This window comes from Kribbella sp. VKM Ac-2566 (assembly GCF_004366005.1).
GTDB classification, from domain to species: Bacteria; Actinomycetota; Actinomycetes; order Propionibacteriales; family Kribbellaceae; genus Kribbella; species Kribbella pratensis.
In genome coordinates, this window is the sequence record NZ_SODT01000014.1 from 76,976 (window position 1) to 93,475 (window position 16,500).

Here is a 16,500-nt window from a genome sequence, read left to right on the forward strand (position 1 = left end):
CGGCAGCCTATGTCAGACCGTCAGCAGCAGTCCGGCCGCGATGACACATCCCACAAGAGCGCCGCCGTAACACAGCACCACGATCGGTACGGCGTACCGCTTGAGCTGTAAGCCGTCGTACAGGGTGTAGCGGAATCTGTGCGCCCAGTGGAACAACGCCAGCGCGCACAGGCCGAACAGCACCAGGCGGGTCAGTGGATTGTGCAGTACGGCGTACAGGTGGGCGTGGGAGGGTGCCGACAGCAGACCGACGGGAAATGCGATGCCGAACAGGAACAGCAGGATCGGCACCATCAGTGCGGCCACCATGCCGCCCGAGCTGAACAGCATCCACAGCAGGGGTTCGGGGGAGCGGCGGTGGTTCATCTCAGTACCAGCCACGCGACGGCAGCCGACAACACCAACCAGGCCAGGTAGTGCGCGGCAACGATCTGCTGCGCCGGCACTCGGCGTCCGCGCACCTTGATCGCGATCGCCCGCGGTGCCAGACCGAACCACGTCACCACATGCAGCAGCACGAACAGCATCGCGACCACATTGATCGCCACCACCCACCACTGCCCGCTCCAGTCAAGGAATCGCTGGTACGACGCCGTGCCGTCGCTGACCGCATTCACCAGCAACAGCAGGAACACCACGAACCACGCGACGAAGACGCTGCTGAGCTCACGCAGTACGAACAGCACATACGCACGGCGTTCGAGCCACCAGAGGAGGTGAACCGGCCGCTGGTAGACGCTCACCGCCTGCTCCGAGAAATCCGCGGCATCAGCAGTTCCTTGATCGACTGCGTCGCGGCCGTCAGCTTGTAGCGCTGGATCGCGCCGGCCGGATCCACGCCCTTCGGGCACACGGCACTGCATTCACCCACGAACGTGCAGGCCCAGACCCCTTCTGGCGAAGACAGTACGTCGCGACGCTCGTCGGCACCCTCGTCGCGCGAGTCGAGGTTGTAGCGCTGTGCCAGGGCGATCGCCGCCGGGCCGAGGAAGTCCGGCTCGAGGCTGTAGACCGGGCAGGCCGAGTAGCACAGCATGCAGTTGATGCACATGCTGAACTGCTGGTACTCGTCGAGCTCCTCCGGCGTCTGCAGGTACTCGCCCTCCTCGACCGGACTCTGCACCTCCCGGACCACCCACGGCTTGACCTTCGGCAGCTTGGTCATGAAGTCGTCGATGTCCACCACCAGGTCGCGGACGACCGGGAAGTTGTGCAGCGGCTCGACCCGGATCGGGCCGGGAGCGTAGTCGGTGAGGAAGGTCGCGCAACTCAACTGGGGTTCGCCGTTCACCGTCATACCGCAGCTGCCGCAGATCCCCATCCGGCACGACCACCGGAACGACAGGGTGCCGTCCAGATGGTCCTTCACGTAGGTGAGGCCGTCCAGGATCGCCCAGTGCTCCCGCAGCGGGACCTGGTAGGACTGCATGACCGGCTCGCTGTCGACTCCTGGCCGGTAGCGGGCCACCTCCAGCGTGATCTCGGTTGCCATCGCTATCTCCCGTAGATCCGTTCGCCCGGCGGCCAGCGGGTGATCGTCACCGGGAGGTACCCGACCCGGCTGGATCCGTCCGGTTGGCGTCGTACCAGCGAATGCGCCAGGAACCGTTCGTCGTCGCGGGCCGGGAAGTCCGTCCGCTGGTGCGCGCCACGCGACTCCTCCCGGAGCGTTGCGCTGTCGATGATGCACTCGGCAACATCCAGCATGAACCCGAGTTCGAGCCACGCGATCAGCTCGGTGTTGAAGTTGGTGCTGTGATCGTCGATCCCCGCATGCCGGAATCGCAGTCTCAGTTCCGCGAGCTCGTGCGCGGCCTTGGTCAGCGAGTCGCCGTCCCGGTAGATCCCGGCGCCGTTCTCCATCGTGGCCTGCATCTCGGTCCGGATGTCCGCGATCCGCTGGTGGCCCTCGACCCGCCGGCCCAACTCCGTCGCCAGCCGGCGCGCTTCGTCCCGCCCCTGCGCGACGATCGACGACGGCACCTCGCGGTGATAGCGAGCCGCGAACACCGCGGCGGCGCGGCCGGCCCGGTTGCCGAAGACGAGGCACTCCGGCAACGAGTTCGACCCCAGCCGGTTGGCGCCGTTGATGCTCACGCACGCCACCTCGCCGGCGGCGTACAGGCCTTCGAGCGGGGTCGCGCCGCGAATGTCCGTGTGAACCCCGCCCATCATGTAGTGCACGACCGGGCGCACCGGGACGAGCTCGGTCACCGGATCGATGTTCTGGTACTTCGAGCACAACTCCCGCACGAACGGCAGCTTGAGGTCGATCAGCTTCGCCCCCAGGTGCCGCAGATCCAGGTTGACGATCGGTCCGTACGGCGTATCGATCGTGTTGCCCTTCTCCATTTCGTGGACGAACGCCTGCGACAACCGGTCCCGTGGGCCGAGTTCCATGTTCCGCAGGACCGGTTCGGGCGTCGGCGTACCGAGGTCGTAGTCCTGCAGGTAGCGGTAGCCGTCCTTGTTGAGCAGCCACCCGCCCTCGGCCCGGGCCGCCTCGGTGATCAGGATCCCGGTGAACGGCAGACCGGTCGGGTGGTACTGGACGAACTCCATGTCCTTGAGCGGGGCGCCGGCCCGATAGGCGAGCGCCATCCCGTCGCCGGTCTTGATGTTGGCGTTCGTCGTGAACGGGAAGACGCGTCCGCAGCCGCCGGTGCACAGGATCACCGCGTTCGCCGTGATGGTCTCGATCCGCCCGGTCGCCAGTTCGATCGCGACCACGCCGTACGCGCGTCCGTCGTCGACCAGGATCTTGGTGACGTACCACTCGTCGTACCGGACGATGTCGGAGTAGGAGAGCGCGGTCTGGAAGAGCGTGTGCAGCAGGTGGAACCCGGTCCGGTCGGCCGCGAACCAGGTGCGCTTCTTCTTCATGCCGCCGAACGCGCGAACGGCGATCTTCCCGTCCGGCTGCCGGCTCCAGGGGCAGCCCCAGTGCTCGAGCCGCAGAAGCTCCCGAGGGGCCTCGGCGACGAACGCCTCGACCGCGTCCTGGTCGCACAGCCAGTCGCTGCCGGACACTGTGTCGTACGCGTGCTCGTCGAGCGTGTCGTCGGGTGCGGCCACGGCCGCGGCACCGCCCTCGGCGGACACGGTGTGGCTGCGCATCGGATAGACCTTCGAGATCACGGCAACGCGCAGTGCCGGGTTGGTCTCGGCCACCGCAATGGCAGCTCTCAACCCGGCACCGCCACCTCCGACCACGACCACATCGTGATAGTCAGCCATGATCAGGCTTCGTGATCGCCGCTGTGCTCGTCCATCAGCACTTTGCCGTCGTGCCGCACCGTCCGGATCCGGACGCTGCCGTCGTGGAACTCGTGCCGCATCTGCCGGCACCCACAGGCGAACAGCTTGTCGTCGAGCCGGAAGCCCTCGAAGTCGTCTTCCTGGCTCCGGTCGGCATCTCCGAGCCGCCCACACGGCGCCCGTTCCCCAGTGAGATGCGTCTTGGTCCCCGTCATTCCCCCACCTCCTGCCCCTCCGAGGTGTTCGTGACCTACATCACACCATCGATAGTGCGCCTCGGCCGACGGGACGGCAATGGGTCAGTGCTTGGCCTGACGCCACTCGCGTTCGAAGGGCAGCCGCCAGGCGCGCGGGGCGATCAGCTGGTGGATCGCGTTCGGTCCCCAGGTGCCGGGCTGGTAGGGCTTGACCGGCGGCGGGTCCTCGAGCAACGGGGCGGACCGGTCCCACAGCGACTCGATGCCCTCGGCCGTGGTGAACAGCGTGTGGTCCCCGCGCATCGCGTCCAGGATCAGCCGCTCGTACGCCTCCAGTACGTCGCCCGCGCTGCCGGTCTCCTGGGTGGAGAACTGCATCGACAGCTTCTCCAGCCGCATCCCCGGACCGGGCCGCTTGCCGTAGAACGACAGCGACACCCGCGACGAGTCGGCGAGGTCGAAGGTCAGGTGGTCCGGGCCCTCCGAGCCGACGCCGGAGCCGGACGGGAACATCGTCTTCGGCGCCTCCTTGAAGGCGATCGAGATGATCCGCTGGCCCTCGGCCATCTTCTTGCCGGTGCGCAGGTAGAAGGGGACGCCGGCCCAGCGCCAGTTGTCGATCTCGACCTTCAGCGCGATGAACGTCTCGGTGTCCGAGTCCGGCGCCACGCCCTCCTCGCCGCGGTAACCGGAGTACTGCCCGCGGACCACGTCGCCGGGGTTGATCGGCAGCATCGACCGGAAGACCTTGTTCTTCTCCTCCGAGATCGCCCGCGGCTCCAGGGCGGTCGGCGGCTCCATCGCGACGAACGACATCACCTGCATCAGGTGTGTGACGACCATGTCCTTGAACGCGCCGGTCGGCTCGTAGAAGGTGGCGCGCTGGTCCAGGCCGAGCGACTCCGGGATGTCGATCTGCACGTGGTCGATGAAGTTCCGGTTCCAGATCGGCTCGAACAGACCGTTCGCGAACCGGAACGCGAGGATGTTCAGCGCGGCTTCCTTGCCGAGGAAGTGGTCGATCCGGAAGATCTGCGACTCGTCGAACGTCTCGTGGACGAAGTCGTTCAGCTCGATCGCGCTGGCCAGGTCGTCGCCGAACGGCTTCTCCATCACCACCCGGGCGCGTTCGACCAGGTCGGCGTCGCGCAGCATCGCGATCACGGCCTGCGCCGCCTTCGGGGGCACCGACAGGTAGTGCAGCCGGCACGCGTCCGGGCCGAGCAGCTCCTCGGCGGCCTTCACCGCGGCCGCAAGCGCCTCCGGCCCCGCGGTCACCGGCACGTACTCGAGCCGCTCCGCGAACTGCGCCCACTCCTGGTCGCTCATCTTGTGGGTGCCGAACGTCTCGACCGCCTTCCGCGCGCGATCGCGGAACTCGTCGCAGCTCAGGTCCTCGGTGGCGGTCCCGATCACCCGGACGTCCGGCGCGAACTTGGACTGCTGCAGGTACGCCAGGCCGGGGAGCAGCTTGCGCTTGGCGAGGTCGCCGGTGGCCCCGAACAGCACGATCACATGCGGCGCCAACGGCTCCGGGTCCCGCCGTGAGGGCCGCGACCCGGGTGCCGGATACGCAATGGTCTGAGTACGGTCAGGCATTCAGTCCTCCCGAGGACGCCACCGGAGCCAACACACTCCCTACATCTCTTGGCAGTCTAGGCGGCCCCGGTGACGCCCAGTGGTCAGGCCGATTGCCAGAGACCGAGAATGTTGCCCTCCGGGTCCTTGAAGTACCCCGCGAAGCCCATGTCGCCGACCGGCACCTTCTCGCCGACCTGTTCGCCGCCGAGGCTCTCGATCGTCTTCCAGGCCGCGTCGATGTCCGGTACGTCGACCGTCAGCATCGGCCCCTTCAGATCCTCGGTGCGCTGGAACATCCCGCCGTTGATGAAGCCCGGCTCGGCCGGCATGGACTGCTCGTCCACCGGCCCGGTCGAAGCCATCGTGTAGTTCATGTCGGGCATCTCCATCAGGTTCCACCCGAACGCCTCGCGGTAGAACGCCCGCGCCCGGTCGCCGTCGTCGTACGGAACCTCGAAGTGCACGATCCGCCCTGTCATCGCAGCCCCCTCCCATTGGCACGCCACTATGGATCGACGCTAGACCCGGTACGCCGTACCGGCCAGGGCAAGGGGTGAGTCTTCTACGGTAGGGGTGTCTGTTCTCGCTGAAGCCGTTCGTCGGTGGGGTGAAGGCACTCTGGAGGAGGACCGTGAAGTACTTGCTGATGATCTGTGGCGACGAGTCGGCGGCTGCGCATGCCAATGACGGCTGTGGTGGCTGGACGGAGGAGATGGAGTCTCGTGGGGTCGTGGCCGGTGGGGCCGGGCTGCGGCCACCGGACGAGGCGACCACGGTACGGGTGCGGGAGGGCGAGCTGCTGCTGACGGACGGACCGTTCGCGGAGACGAAGGAGCAGATCGGCGGATTCGTGCTGATCGACTGCGCGGACCTGGACGAGGCGATCGAGATCGCGTCGAAGCACCCTGCGGCGGGCTACGGGACGATCGAGATCCGGCCGGTCTTCGAACCGCCCGTGCTGGAACGGCCGGTGTGACGTTCGAGGAGATCTACCGGCAGGACTGGGGCCAGGTGGTCGCCACTCTCATCCGGGTCACCGGCGACTGGGAGCTCGCGGAGGAGTGCGCGCAAGAAGCGTTCGCCGCGGCGCTGGAGCGGTGGCCGAAGGACGGCGTACCGGATCGGCCTGGTGCGTGGCTCACCACGACCGCACGCAACCGTGCGATCGACTGGCTGCGTCGCGAGGCAGTGGGTACACAGAAGCTGCAGGAGGTGGCTGCGATGACGCATGACTCAGAGCCGCCGTACGACGTACCGGACGACCGGCTGCGGTTGATGTTCACCTGCTGCCATCCCGCACTGGCGATGGAGGCACGGGTGGCGTTGACCCTGCGGACACTGGCCGGTCTGAGTACGACGGAAATCGCGCGGGCGTTCCTGGTGCCGGAGACGACCATGTCGAAGCGCCTGACCCGCGCGAAACAGAAGATCCAGCACGCCGGCATCCCGTACCGCGTGCCGCCCGCACACCTCCTCCCGGAGCGGACGCCCGCCGTACTGGCTGTCCTGTACCTCCTCTTCAACGAGGGGTACTCCGACGTTGTCCGGAGCAACCTGAGCGGTGAAGCGATCCGACTGGCCAGACTGCTCGTCCAACTCATGCCGGACGAACCTGAGGCCGCTGGACTGCTCGCACTGATGCTGCTGCACGACGCACGCCGGGACACCCGCCTGGCACCGGACGGCGCCTTGGTCACGCTGGACGAACAGGACCGCACCCAGTGGGACAACACGCGCATCACTGAAGGTGTGGACCTCCTTGACTCCGCACTGCGCCGCCGCGAACCCGGCCCGTACCAGGTCCAGGCCGCGATCGCTGCCTGCCACGCCACCGCCCGCACCGCAGCCGACACCGACTGGCCGCAGATCGCCGCCCTCTACGCACAACTCCCACAAACGCCCGTAGTCGCCCTCAACCGTGCCGTAGCAATAGGCATGGCCGACGGCCCAGCCGTCGGCCTCCGTTTGGTGGACGAGCTGGCTGCCGGCGCCTTGAGCGGCTACCGCCTGCTCCCGGCCACCCGTGCCGACCTGTTGCGGCGACTTGGACGCTATGCCGAGGCCGCGGTGGCGTATCGGCAAGCGATCGAACTCGTTGCGACCGATGCGGAGCGGCGGTATCTGACCAAGCGCTTGGCCGAAGTGTCCGACTGAGCAGTACACACTCCGCCGATGATGAGCCGGCGTCAGCGACGTCGTCGGTTGTTGCGTGCTGCAGCCCGTTCCTGTCGCCTCCTGTCGCGACGCGACATCGGGACCTGTGTCAACGCGCGCCGCAGGAGCTGCGCCTCTTGCACCATCGGATGCTCGCGGCCCAGCGTCCTCGACGCGAGGTCGATGATGTCGTTCGCTTCGGAGGCTGCGGACGCCCTGTCAGCCTGCGCGATCAGGGGCACGAGGTCCAGTCGCGTCCGCAGCGTGCTCGGATGCGCATCGCCGTACATGCGGCGCTCGATTGCCAGCACGTCTCGCAGTGCGGTCTCGGCCGATGCGGTGTCGCCCATCAGCGCGTCCAGCCCGGCGAGGTTGGCCCTGCAGGCCAGGATTCGCGGATCCTCGTCACCCCAGAGCGGCCGCGCAAGATCGAGGACGGCTTGATATTCGGCTCTGGCGGCAGCATGTCTGCCCTGGCGTCGCAGCGTGATCGCGAGACCGTGGCGCGCGGCCAGCGTGGCCTCGGATGTGTCCCCTCCCTTCCGCGAGCAGATCTCCACGAGGGAGCGGAACTCCTGTTCCGCGGCGTCGACCGACTCCGGCTGCTGCGCGAGGACCGTCGCGTATCCGTCCAAGGTGATCAGTGTGCTGTCGTGCTTCGGTCCCAGGACCCTGCGATGGGCTGCCAGTGCGGCGCGGAACTCTGTCGTCGCCTCCGCGAGTTTGCCCTGCTTGGACAGCGAGAGGGCGAGTCCGTGCCAGACCGCCAAGGTACCGACGTAGTCCGTTCCGTGATCCTCTCGGAGGATCTTCAGCGCGTGCCGGTAGGTCTGCTCCGCGGCGGACCACTCGCCCCGATCACGACGGCGTCCGGCCAGCGCGTGCAGGGTGCGCAGTGTGTCGACGTGCCGCTCTCCCAGGACACGCCGTTGAACGTCGAGGACCTCCTGCAACTCGTCCTCCGCCTGGGCCGGCGACGTCCGCAACAGGGCCAGGTCCGCGCGGGTGGCGAGTGTCTCCGGGTGCAGTTCGCCCAATGTTCGTTGCTGCGTCTCGAGGATCGCCCGGATGTCCAGTGCTTCCTGCTCGGCTTCATGGACGTACCTGCGAAATGTTGCCGCCCGGCGAACCATGGCGATCGCTCGCTCGACGACCGGCTGCGGGACCTGGTCGAGCTGCGCCCGGCAAAGCTCGAGCGCGGACTCGGCGTGCGCGGCCAGGGCCTGCCAGCGAGGCCACGTCTGCGGCGTCATCGCATACCCGTCGGTCGTGGCCGAGAGCAGTTCGACCACTGTGGAGATGTGCTGGTCGACATCCAGCTCGCTACCGGCCTGCTGACGGCTGGTATCGCGGACGAGAGGGTGCAGGCTCAGCGCCTGCCGACCGTCGAGCTCGGCGCGATCGACGAGACCGAGGTCGAGCAAGGCCGGGAGCAGCCGCGCGATGGACTCCGGGGTGATCTTCGCCCACATCGGCGCCGCGGCCATCAGCTCCGCATCGAGCATGTCCACCGGAACCGGCGCCTGACCGAAACAGGACAGCAACCGCAGCAACTTGCGTGCCAGCGGGTGACCGCGGCGCTCCAGCAGGTCGAGCGACAACTCCCACGTGCGGGAGATCAGCTCTCGTTCTCGACGCTGGTCGTCGTGATCGCCTGGCAGAGCGTCCAGCACACCGACTCGTTCGTCGAGCGCGGCCAGGTAGTCGGCAAAGGTCTGCGGAGTTTCGGCCCCTGGCACCAGCAGCCGCTCGTCGCTGGATGCCAGGTAGCTGCCTGCGAGCCGCAGTGCCAGAGGCAGGCCACCAAGACGTTTCCCCAGGCGTTCGGCCTCCGTGGGGCTGCCCGCCCGCGATCCGGCCAGGTCCATCAGCACCTGGCCGGCGTCGGCCGGCTCGAGCGACGTCACCGGGCGAAGAACTGTGCCTGGTGGCCAGGTCCGTGGGCTGCCCTGCCGGCTGGTGACGACGACGAGCCCGTGGTCGGATCGAGGCGTTCGGAGCCAGCCGTTGCCCTCCGAGAGCCGACCTGCCCCGGCCAGGACGTCGGGGTCGTCGGCGTTGTCCAGAATCAGCACCCATCGGCCCGTGAAAGCGTTCAACGCTCTCCAGAGCTCGTCGGGCGCGCTGCCGTACCCGGCCCATGCCATGGCGACTTTCTCCGGATTCGCTTTGGCCTGGATCGCCACTTCACGGAGTCCCTCGGACAACGTCTGTGCGTCGTCCGCGGACACCCACCAGACGAGCCTCTGCTGGGCTGCGGCTTTGCTCGCGAGCCACAGCGCGAGGGAGCTCTTTCCGCTACCGCCCGTTCCGTGCAGGACTACTGCGTGGCCCGGCGAATCGACAACCTTCTCCAGAAGCTCGGCCGAGATCTCGTCCCGCCCGCGAAGGTGTTCCGGCAGCCGTCCCGTGGGAGCCGCGACCGACACGAGGCCGGGCCTGTCTTTCGGGGCGATGGTGATGTCGATGATGTCGCCGCCGGCCTGATTGATCTTGGCGTTCGGTGCCGCGTACGCCCACTGCCGGATCGTCGGTCGGTCGTCGTCCACGCTTCACCTCCGGCGGCCAGGCTGTAGCGCCAGATTCAATCACGCAACGGTGTCATCCGGATACGATGGGAGACGCGGCACGAGGAGGGCTTGAGATGCGCGGATGGATTCTGACGTCGGCTGCCACGACGGTGGCGACAGCGATCGCGATCGCGGTGAACCTTGCCACCGACGGACGGCACCACCCTTGGGCCTGGATCGCGACAGTCGTGCTGACGGCGCTCGGTGGCGCGTTGTCCGAGTGGCAGCGCCGCAGGGACGTGCGGAAGGCCGAGGCCCGGACACCGCCGTCGGACCCACGGCCGACTGCACCACACGTGATTCAGACTGTGGTCGCGGGCGAGGGTGCTTCGGTCCAGCAGGCGGCAGGCGATATCAACAACTCCACGTCGCCCTGAGCACTCGCAACGCTCGTGATCAGCGTTTGATTGTGCGGAGGTGTCTGTGCGCGCCTGAGTCGTTCGTCGGTGGGGTATGACGGATATCAGGAGTGCTGTAGCGCACGAGCGGTCCGAGCTGGCGGGGGTGCTGGCCGGGCTGCAACCAGAAGCCTGGGACGAGCCGACGCTGTGTGCCGGCTGGCGGGTGCGCGAGTTGGTCGCGCACATCACCATGCCGTACCGGATCTCGATGCCGCGGTTCCTGGCCGGGATGGTCCGGTCCGGCGGCAACTTCAACCGGTACGCCGACCGGCAGGCCCGGCAGGATGCGGCGGACCTGACGCCGGCGCAGCTGGTCGAGTGTCTGCGCCAGAACATCAACCACCCGTGGAAACCGCCTGGTGGCGGCTATGCGGGTGCGTTGTCGCACGACGTGGTGCACGGTCTCGACGTGACCGTTGCACTGGGCATCGATCGTCAGGTGCCGTCCGAGCGGCTGCGCATCATCTTCGACGCGATGAAACCACGCCAGATCAAGTACTTCGGTGTCGACCTGACCGATGTCCAACTGCAGGCCACCGACCTCAACTGGACCTACGGCGCCGGCGTACCGCTCGCCGGCACGGCACAGGACCTGCTGCTGGTCCTCAGCGGCCGTAGCCTCCCACCCAACCACCTCTCCGGTCGCGACGCCGACCGCTTCACCACTGGAGTGACCCGATGATCATCTGCCTCCCGATCGAGGACCGGCCGCGCTCGTACGCCTTCTACCAGGAGGCGCTGGGCCTGACACCGGTCGGAGAACCGGACGAGGACGGCATCCCCGAACCGCTGCAGTTCCAGCTGGCCGACGACGTCAGGATGATGCTGATCCCGACCGAAGGCTTCGGCTGGGTACTGGGTGATCAGCCGGCCGCGCCCTATGGCCAGAGCGAGTGCGTCCTCACCATGGAGGTCGATAGTCAAGAGGCTGTCGACGCAGCGGCTGCCAAGGCCGTCGCGGCCGGGGCGGTACAGGTGACGGCACCGGCTCAGAGGCTGTGGGCCTACATGACCACGTTCACCGACCCCGACGGACACCTCTGGATGGTCACGGCTCCTTGAGTTCGAGGGCGTAGTCGCCGTGGGTGGCGGTCCGGAGCAGGATCCGGCCGGAATCGACGGCCAGCTGCGTGATCGGGTCGTCGACGTACAGCCCGGCGACCCGGGTGCCCGCTGCCGGATCCCAGACCGCGACGTTGCCGCCGGTCGACCCGGTGACCAGCACGGTCCGCGTGTTGAGCGATCCGACTGCCACACACTGGACCGCTGACGCGCGGTCCGCCGGACTCTCGATCCGCTTCCCGTCCGTGATCGTGTACACCCGAGCCCGCCCGCCGCAGGCCACGGCGACGACCCCGCCGTACCCGGGAAGGTTGCCCAAGGCCACAGAGGTGGCCTGCTCCAGGTTCGGCTTGGCGTACAGCAGGTTCCAGCCCTGCTCGAGAACGTACGACGGCAGCTCGACGAACGGCCCCGCGATCGCGCGCGGACGCTCGCCTTCCCGATGGTCGGGAGACAGGGTCCGCCGGTCCCAGACCCAGACGGCGCCCTCGACCGATCCCGTCGCGATCACCGGCACGCCGTCCACCTCACCGGTCGCCGCGACCGACTGCGGCCAGCCCTCCGGCCGATCCAGGTCCAGCGGCCGACCGCGGGACTCGTGTCGCCGCGGCTGTTTGCCGAGTTCCTCGGGGACAGCTGTCGGCACGAACCGGTCGTAGCGCCACTGCTCGGCGGTGTCGTTGCGGAGCCGCGAGAGGTTCGCACTGGTGCGGCCCGTGCTGAACCTGAATTGCTGCAACTGCACCAGGGCAGTGTCGTCGTAGTCGGGCGCCGCAGCGACGATCGGATGTCCGCCGACCACGCCGATCGCGATGGCCCGAGCACGCTCGTCGTACGGCGACTCCTCGACGTGCGCGTGCCGTTCGGTGAACCAATGCAGGTGGTTCCCGATCCCCGCGACGACCACGAACGGCGCGCCGATCCGGGCCCCGGCCATGACGTCCAGCAGACTGCCGCCGTCGAACTGGATCGGAGCGGTCCGCCAGACCTCGCGGCTATCGGCGGGATTGATCAGCAGAATGCGATGGGCGCGGTCCGGGACCGGCTCGTCCTGCACGGCCAGCAGCACCAGCGCGCCGTCGTCCTCGATCCCGAAGCCACGAACGTCGAGGGCCTCGAGCGCCGGTGGAACGTCGAACGGCTGCAAGGTCACGGCGTCGACCATCCTCGGCGTGCGGTCGATGTCGACACCGGCGATGACCAGCCGCCCGTCGACCCGGCCGACCCCGATGGCGTGACCGAGGCCGACGTCCGCCGCGGCGATGCGTTCCTTGGTGCGGGCGTCCCATACCTCGAGGATCCGGTCGTACCCGGCCGAGGTGACCACGACCGGGCGACCATCGATGACGGACATCGCCACGGCGGTCGCGCGGTGCTCGAGCGCGATCATCGACATGACATCCGGTACGCCGGTCCGCGGATCCCACAACTCGATCCGGGTGTCGACCGCGATCGCGACCACGGGCCGGTCGTCGACGTGGCCGAAGCCGAGACCACGGACCTTGCCGGTAGTGCTGTAGGTCGACTCGAGATCTGCTCTCCAGTCGAGGCTGCCCTCGACCATCCGCAGCCAAGGCACGGTCGCGAGTCGGCCGACCGCATCGCCCAGCCCGGTCATCGAGGGGCCGGGGTACTCCTTCAGCCGGGCGTGCAACTGACCCGCGAGCTGGGTGGGGTCGCGAGTGAGAGCGGTCCGGCTCCGGCGGAGGGCCCGTTCCATCACGTCAACGGTCTGGAACCTGGTCACCGTCGCGTCGTCGCGCGACGTGTTCTGTTCGATCACGGCCCTGGCCGCGGTGATGACCGCGTCGGTCTGGTCGACGCCCAGCAGGCCGACGGCGCGGGTCAGCCAGCCGGCATCGGTCACCAGGTCGACGACCGCCTCGGAAGCCGGTGCGATCCGGTCCGCGTCAACCACCAGATGCTCGGCGAGGTAGCGAACCGGGTAGAAGTTCGCGTCCGCCCAACCGTCCGTCGCCGACCGCTGCCGCCCGGCCAGCGCTCGCGCGATCCGCCGGTGGCCGGCGGCGTACGACGGTTGCGCGTGGAAGTGCTCCACGAACGTCTGGTGGGCCAGCCGGTACGTGCTTTGACCGTGCTCCCCGTCGAGCATGACGTACGGCGCCGCCGCAACCAGCAGGTTGTCGAGATCGGCCTCGCCGGGCGGGCTTGGCGTGAACGCTCCAGCGGCTGTGGCCCAGATGCCGTCGGCCCGGGGCAGACCCCGGCCGCGGGCATGGGCAAGGGCTTCCAGCAACGGACGGAAGCTGCGGTCGGCAACTGTCAGCCGCTCTACCGCGGTCGCGAACAAACCACGATGGTCCTGCGCCAACAGGTCTGCGAGCTCGGGCCGCGCCTCAGCGGTCAGCAACTCGGGCCGGGCGAGGATCTCGTGCACAGCCAGCCTGGCATGGAGGAAGTGCCTCTTGTGTGCGCCGACGCTGCGCGCGGCCGCGGCCGCGGTGCCCGTGTCGATCGGCAGCGAGTTCAACCGATGCTCGACGTACCTCGTCACCGCGTCGGCATCGAGGTCGACCGTCACGGTGCCCGCCGGCTGGAGATGGTCGAGCAGGTTCGTGTCCACCGGCTCCAACAGGTCAGGGCCTTCGCTGGTCGAACGGCGGGTGCCGACGACGACCCGGCAGCCGGGGACCTCGGACAACTGCCGCAGTACAGCGGCTGCCGCGAGCGGGTCCTGGGCCTCGTCCAGCGCATCGACCATGACCGTGCGGCCCTCGACCGCTGTCAGTAGGCCGTCGAGCGTGGTGGAGGCATCCTGCTCCCCCCGGAGATCGGCGTTCAGCCGGTTGACCATCTCGGTGGTCGTCAGACCGGTGAGCAGGACCGTGGCATCGAAGACGTCGTCCGGCGGCTGCTCCGGTGCGGCCAGCTGCTTGACCTGACTGGCGCGGATCAGCAACTCGCGCAGTGACGGGTTGCTGTGGACGACGAGGTTGCCCAGGACGGCGGACTTGCCCGAGCCGGCCGGCCCGGTGACGGCGAGCAGCCCGGAACCAGTTGTGCGCAGCCACTCGGAAATTTGCCGTTGCTCGCGGCCGCGTCCCTCGAAGTACCAGGTCGGCTCACCGAGCTCTGCCCCCTGCGCCTTGGGCACGAAGAACTTGCGCTGATCCGTCGGCAGACCGGCAAGGAATGCCTCCAGCTCGAGATACACGTCCTGGGTGGCGGTGACGCCGGCGCGGAGCGGCCGCGGTGGCGGGACGAGCGGCCGGGCCGGGCCGAGCCCGATCGGGATCGCGAAGCCGAACGCCAGAAAGCCTTCCGTCCGGCCGACCAGGTCGGCCACCCGGATCACCTCATCGTTGGCCGTGAAGGACTTCAACGCCAGTTCCAGCGCCTTCGGCACCGCCTTGAGGAAGCCCGATCCGGTGCCGCCGCCACCGAGCAGCGCGAAGCGTTTCGCCGGATTCGTCGTGGACAGGATCTTCGCCGCGAGCAGTTGGACGAACCGCTCCGCGCCGCAGGCCTCGATGACGACCAGCGCCCATGCCCCGGGGTCATCGCTGCGGCCGGCCCATTCGTCCGCCAGGTGGGTCGCCAGTTCCTCCGCGTGGTGGCCGGAGCCCTTCATGTGCTGCGTGCTGTTGTACGACGCCAGCCAGGCATCCTCCGTGTCCGACTCGCCATGGCCCACCCAGACGAGGACCGAACTCCGCGGCCCATCACGCCCGGCCCAAGCGCCCAGTTCCTGCTTCACCCACTCGGCGTTCGGCTGGGCGTCGGTCCAGTGGTGTACGACCCCGCCGTACGGCGTGAGCAGGTCAGCGATCGCCTTGGCGTCGTCCTCGGCCGGGATCGACGCGAACGGCCGCCGTACCTCGGTGCTGTAGGCAGCGATCGGGATGGGATAGATGGCGAAAGCCGGCTCGCTCATTGGCCCGCCTCTTCTGGTGGGACCGCAAGTACCTGCTCGGTGACGGCGGATGCGCCGCCGCCCTTCACCTCGACCCGGTAGACGCCCGGCTCCCCGAGAACGACCGATGCGGTCAGCGCCCCGTCGCGACGCTGCAACGGCGGCACGGCGACCTGCCAACGGCTGAAGACGTCGACGACCCGGCACGTCGTACCGGTCGCGTCCGCACCGGTCACTGTGATCGTCAGCGGCTCGGCCACGGAGACGACATCGGGTACGTCGATCCCGATCTCCCCGGGGCCGAGTGGGGGACCGGCGATGTCGTTGGTCAGGACGTCGCGCACGTGGGAGATGGCTTCCTCGGTCGCGGCAACGGCGCCGTGGGACTGCGGGAGCGTGCCGGGGGACAGGCCGAACCCGGCGGCCGACCGGCGGAACACCGTGCCGTCTCCGCGCAGATCCAGCCGCTCCCTGATCACTCCGGCCGGGTCGGTGATGCAGGTGTGCATGAGGGGCGTCAGTACGCCGTCGCGCACCGACATACTCTGCATCGTCGGCTGTTCGACGCCGATGAGCAGCCGCAGACTGCCGGCGTCCCCTTCCATCAGTTTGTCGTGCCGTAGAAGGGATTCGCCGGCAAGTTCCCGGTCTCCATCGAGACTCGCGATGTCATTCGGCTCGAGCCGGCGGGCAGTCGCACCCTCGTCGACACACCGGTAGAAAGGCAGCAGGTCGTACAGCCCGGGCATGTGCCGGACCAGTGTGCGGAGCCGCCTGCGGGGAATCGGCAGGCCGTCTCCCGAGCCCAGGATGTACGCCGACTTCACGGAGCCGTAGTACGGCGTGCCGAGCGTGACCGTCGTACGGACGTCGGACGCACCGCCGAGCACGTGCAGGTAGTACCGGGCGATCAGGCCGCCCATCGAGTGCGCGACCAGGACGACCTTCGCGTCGGCGCTGCCCGACGGATGCGCCTGCCACTGGGACAGGTGCCGGTCGACCAGTCGCTCGAGTTCGTGCGCGTTGTGTTCCACGGACAGCCGCCAGTCGTAGGGAAACTCGCACAACGCATCCGGATGTGCGAGCACGGGTCCGATCCCCGTCAGCAACTTCGTGTACGGCTCGAAGCCTTTCAGCACCGGTGCGAACGCCGGGAAGCGCAACAGCCCGCCGGCACGGACGCGGCCGGTCCGGCCGGCCCGTTCATCATCCGTGACAGCCAAACGTTTGAGCGCTCTTCCCGTCGTCCACGCGCTGACCCACCAACTCGCGTCGTCGAGGCCCCACAGGACGTCTCCCGACTCGACATCGACCAGCGAACTCCCCATGATTCCCGGGATCACGATGACGGCGTCCCGCGACACGGCCCCCATTACGTCCATCCGAACCCACCCCCGGATTCA

At 68.3% G+C, this 16,500-nt stretch carries 15 protein-coding genes; 5 read left to right on the plus strand and 10 right to left on the minus strand.

What is annotated here, in order from left to right; genetic code table 11:
• Positions 1–12 precede the first annotated feature (12 nt).
• The 7 genes from frdD to EV647_RS34430 form a co-directional block, all read right to left on the minus strand.
• A complete protein-coding gene (frdD, locus tag EV647_RS34400) occupies positions 13–381 on the minus strand; it encodes a fumarate reductase subunit FrdD (protein WP_238177549.1) in 369 nt (122 codons plus the stop codon).
• The gene (locus EV647_RS34405) at positions 363–743 is read right to left on the minus strand and encodes a fumarate reductase subunit C (RefSeq protein WP_134010575.1); all 381 of its coding nucleotides are present in this window, start codon (positions 741–743) and stop codon (positions 363–365) included. Before EV647_RS34405 ends, frdD begins: the two co-directional genes overlap by 19 nt.
• Positions 740–1,492: a succinate dehydrogenase/fumarate reductase iron-sulfur subunit gene (locus EV647_RS34410; protein ID WP_134010577.1), complete on the minus strand. Its 753-nt coding sequence runs from the start codon at positions 1,490–1,492 to the stop codon at positions 740–742. The genes EV647_RS34405 and EV647_RS34410 overlap by 4 nt, the downstream gene beginning before the upstream one ends.
• A gap of 2 nt (positions 1,493–1,494) precedes the next feature.
• Positions 1,495–3,237, minus strand: a complete 1,743-nt coding sequence (frdA, locus tag EV647_RS34415) for a fumarate reductase (quinol) flavoprotein subunit (protein ID WP_134010579.1) — start codon at positions 3,235–3,237, stop codon at positions 1,495–1,497.
• A gap of 2 nt (positions 3,238–3,239) precedes the next feature.
• Positions 3,240–3,473: a hypothetical protein gene (locus EV647_RS34420; RefSeq protein WP_134010581.1), complete on the minus strand. Its 234-nt coding sequence runs from the start codon at positions 3,471–3,473 to the stop codon at positions 3,240–3,242.
• An 84-nt stretch (positions 3,474–3,557) separates the two neighbouring features.
• Positions 3,558–5,054, minus strand: coding sequence for a glucose-6-phosphate dehydrogenase (gene zwf / locus EV647_RS34425; protein WP_134010583.1), 1,497 nt, complete (start codon positions 5,052–5,054; stop codon positions 3,558–3,560).
• Between the two features lie 83 nt (positions 5,055–5,137).
• Positions 5,138–5,515 carry a VOC family protein gene (locus EV647_RS34430; protein ID WP_134010585.1) on the minus strand — a complete coding sequence of 126 codons (378 nt, stop codon included), beginning with the start codon at positions 5,513–5,515 and terminating at the stop codon, positions 5,138–5,140.
• Between the two features lie 152 nt (positions 5,516–5,667).
• On the opposite strand from EV647_RS34430, the gene EV647_RS34435 reads away from it, so the two are divergent.
• Both EV647_RS34435 and EV647_RS34440 read left to right on the plus strand, forming a co-directional pair.
• Entirely contained in the window at positions 5,668–6,012 is a 345-nt protein-coding gene (locus tag EV647_RS34435) for a YciI family protein (RefSeq protein WP_133788012.1), read from the plus strand.
• The gene (locus EV647_RS34440; protein WP_134010587.1) at positions 6,009–7,190 is read left to right on the plus strand and encodes an RNA polymerase sigma factor; all 1,182 of its coding nucleotides are present in this window, start codon (positions 6,009–6,011) and stop codon (positions 7,188–7,190) included. The genes EV647_RS34435 and EV647_RS34440 overlap by 4 nt, the downstream gene beginning before the upstream one ends.
• Positions 7,191–7,222: 32 nt before the next feature.
• Here EV647_RS34440 and EV647_RS34445 read toward each other — a convergent pair whose 3' ends face one another.
• Positions 7,223–9,739, minus strand: a complete 2,517-nt coding sequence (locus tag EV647_RS34445) for a tetratricopeptide repeat protein (RefSeq protein ID WP_134010589.1) — start codon at positions 9,737–9,739, stop codon at positions 7,223–7,225.
• Positions 9,740–9,834: 95 nt separating this feature from the next.
• Here EV647_RS34445 and EV647_RS34450 point away from each other — a divergent pair, with 95 nt between their 5' ends.
• The 3 genes from EV647_RS34450 (at position 9,835) to EV647_RS34460 (ending at position 11,223) form a co-directional block, all read left to right on the plus strand.
• Positions 9,835–10,137, plus strand: a complete 303-nt coding sequence (locus tag EV647_RS34450; protein WP_134010591.1) for a hypothetical protein — start codon at positions 9,835–9,837, stop codon at positions 10,135–10,137.
• A gap of 76 nt (positions 10,138–10,213) precedes the next feature.
• The gene (locus tag EV647_RS34455) at positions 10,214–10,843 is read left to right on the plus strand and encodes a maleylpyruvate isomerase family mycothiol-dependent enzyme (RefSeq protein WP_134010593.1); all 630 of its coding nucleotides are present in this window, start codon (positions 10,214–10,216) and stop codon (positions 10,841–10,843) included.
• Positions 10,840–11,223 carry a VOC family protein gene (locus EV647_RS34460; RefSeq protein WP_134010595.1) on the plus strand — a complete coding sequence of 128 codons (384 nt, stop codon included), beginning with the start codon at positions 10,840–10,842 and terminating at the stop codon, positions 11,221–11,223. Before EV647_RS34455 ends, EV647_RS34460 begins: the two co-directional genes overlap by 4 nt.
• On the opposite strand, the gene EV647_RS34465 is transcribed toward EV647_RS34460, so the two are convergent.
• Both EV647_RS34465 and EV647_RS34470 read right to left on the minus strand, forming a co-directional pair.
• Positions 11,210–15,118 carry an AAA family ATPase gene (locus EV647_RS34465; RefSeq protein WP_134010597.1) on the minus strand — a complete coding sequence of 1,303 codons (3,909 nt, stop codon included), beginning with the start codon at positions 15,116–15,118 and terminating at the stop codon, positions 11,210–11,212. The genes EV647_RS34460 and EV647_RS34465 overlap by 14 nt on opposite strands.
• Positions 15,115–16,479 (minus strand): triacylglycerol lipase, encoded by a 1,365-nt coding sequence (locus tag EV647_RS34470; RefSeq protein WP_134010599.1) that lies wholly within the window; start codon positions 16,477–16,479, stop codon positions 15,115–15,117. The genes EV647_RS34465 and EV647_RS34470 overlap by 4 nt, the downstream gene beginning before the upstream one ends.
• Positions 16,480–16,500: the final 21 nt, after the last annotated feature.

What these genes read in the sequence shown, in the direction of transcription:
- EV647_RS34470 (WP_134010599.1), bottom strand. Translation starts at nt 16,479, where the DNA reads ATGGACGTAATGGGGGCCGTGTCGCGGGACGCCGTCATCGTGATCCCG.
- EV647_RS34430 (WP_134010585.1), bottom strand. Translation starts at nt 5,515, where the DNA reads ATGACAGGGCGGATCGTGCACTTCGAGGTTCCGTACGACGACGGCGAC.
- zwf (WP_134010583.1), bottom strand. Translation starts at nt 5,054, where the DNA reads ATGCCTGACCGTACTCAGACCATTGCGTATCCGGCACCCGGGTCGCGG.
- frdA (WP_134010579.1), bottom strand. Translation starts at nt 3,237, where the DNA reads ATGGCTGACTATCACGATGTGGTCGTGGTCGGAGGTGGCGGTGCCGGG.
- EV647_RS34460 (WP_134010595.1), top strand. Translation starts at nt 10,840, where the DNA reads ATGATCATCTGCCTCCCGATCGAGGACCGGCCGCGCTCGTACGCCTTC.
- EV647_RS34455 (WP_134010593.1), top strand. Translation starts at nt 10,214, where the DNA reads ATGACGGATATCAGGAGTGCTGTAGCGCACGAGCGGTCCGAGCTGGCG.
- EV647_RS34420 (WP_134010581.1), bottom strand. Translation starts at nt 3,473, where the DNA reads ATGACGGGGACCAAGACGCATCTCACTGGGGAACGGGCGCCGTGTGGG.
- EV647_RS34450 (WP_134010591.1), top strand. Translation starts at nt 9,835, where the DNA reads ATGCGCGGATGGATTCTGACGTCGGCTGCCACGACGGTGGCGACAGCG.
- EV647_RS34465 (WP_134010597.1), bottom strand. Translation starts at nt 15,118, where the DNA reads ATGAGCGAGCCGGCTTTCGCCATCTATCCCATCCCGATCGCTGCCTAC.
- EV647_RS34410 (WP_134010577.1), bottom strand. Translation starts at nt 1,492, where the DNA reads ATGGCAACCGAGATCACGCTGGAGGTGGCCCGCTACCGGCCAGGAGTC.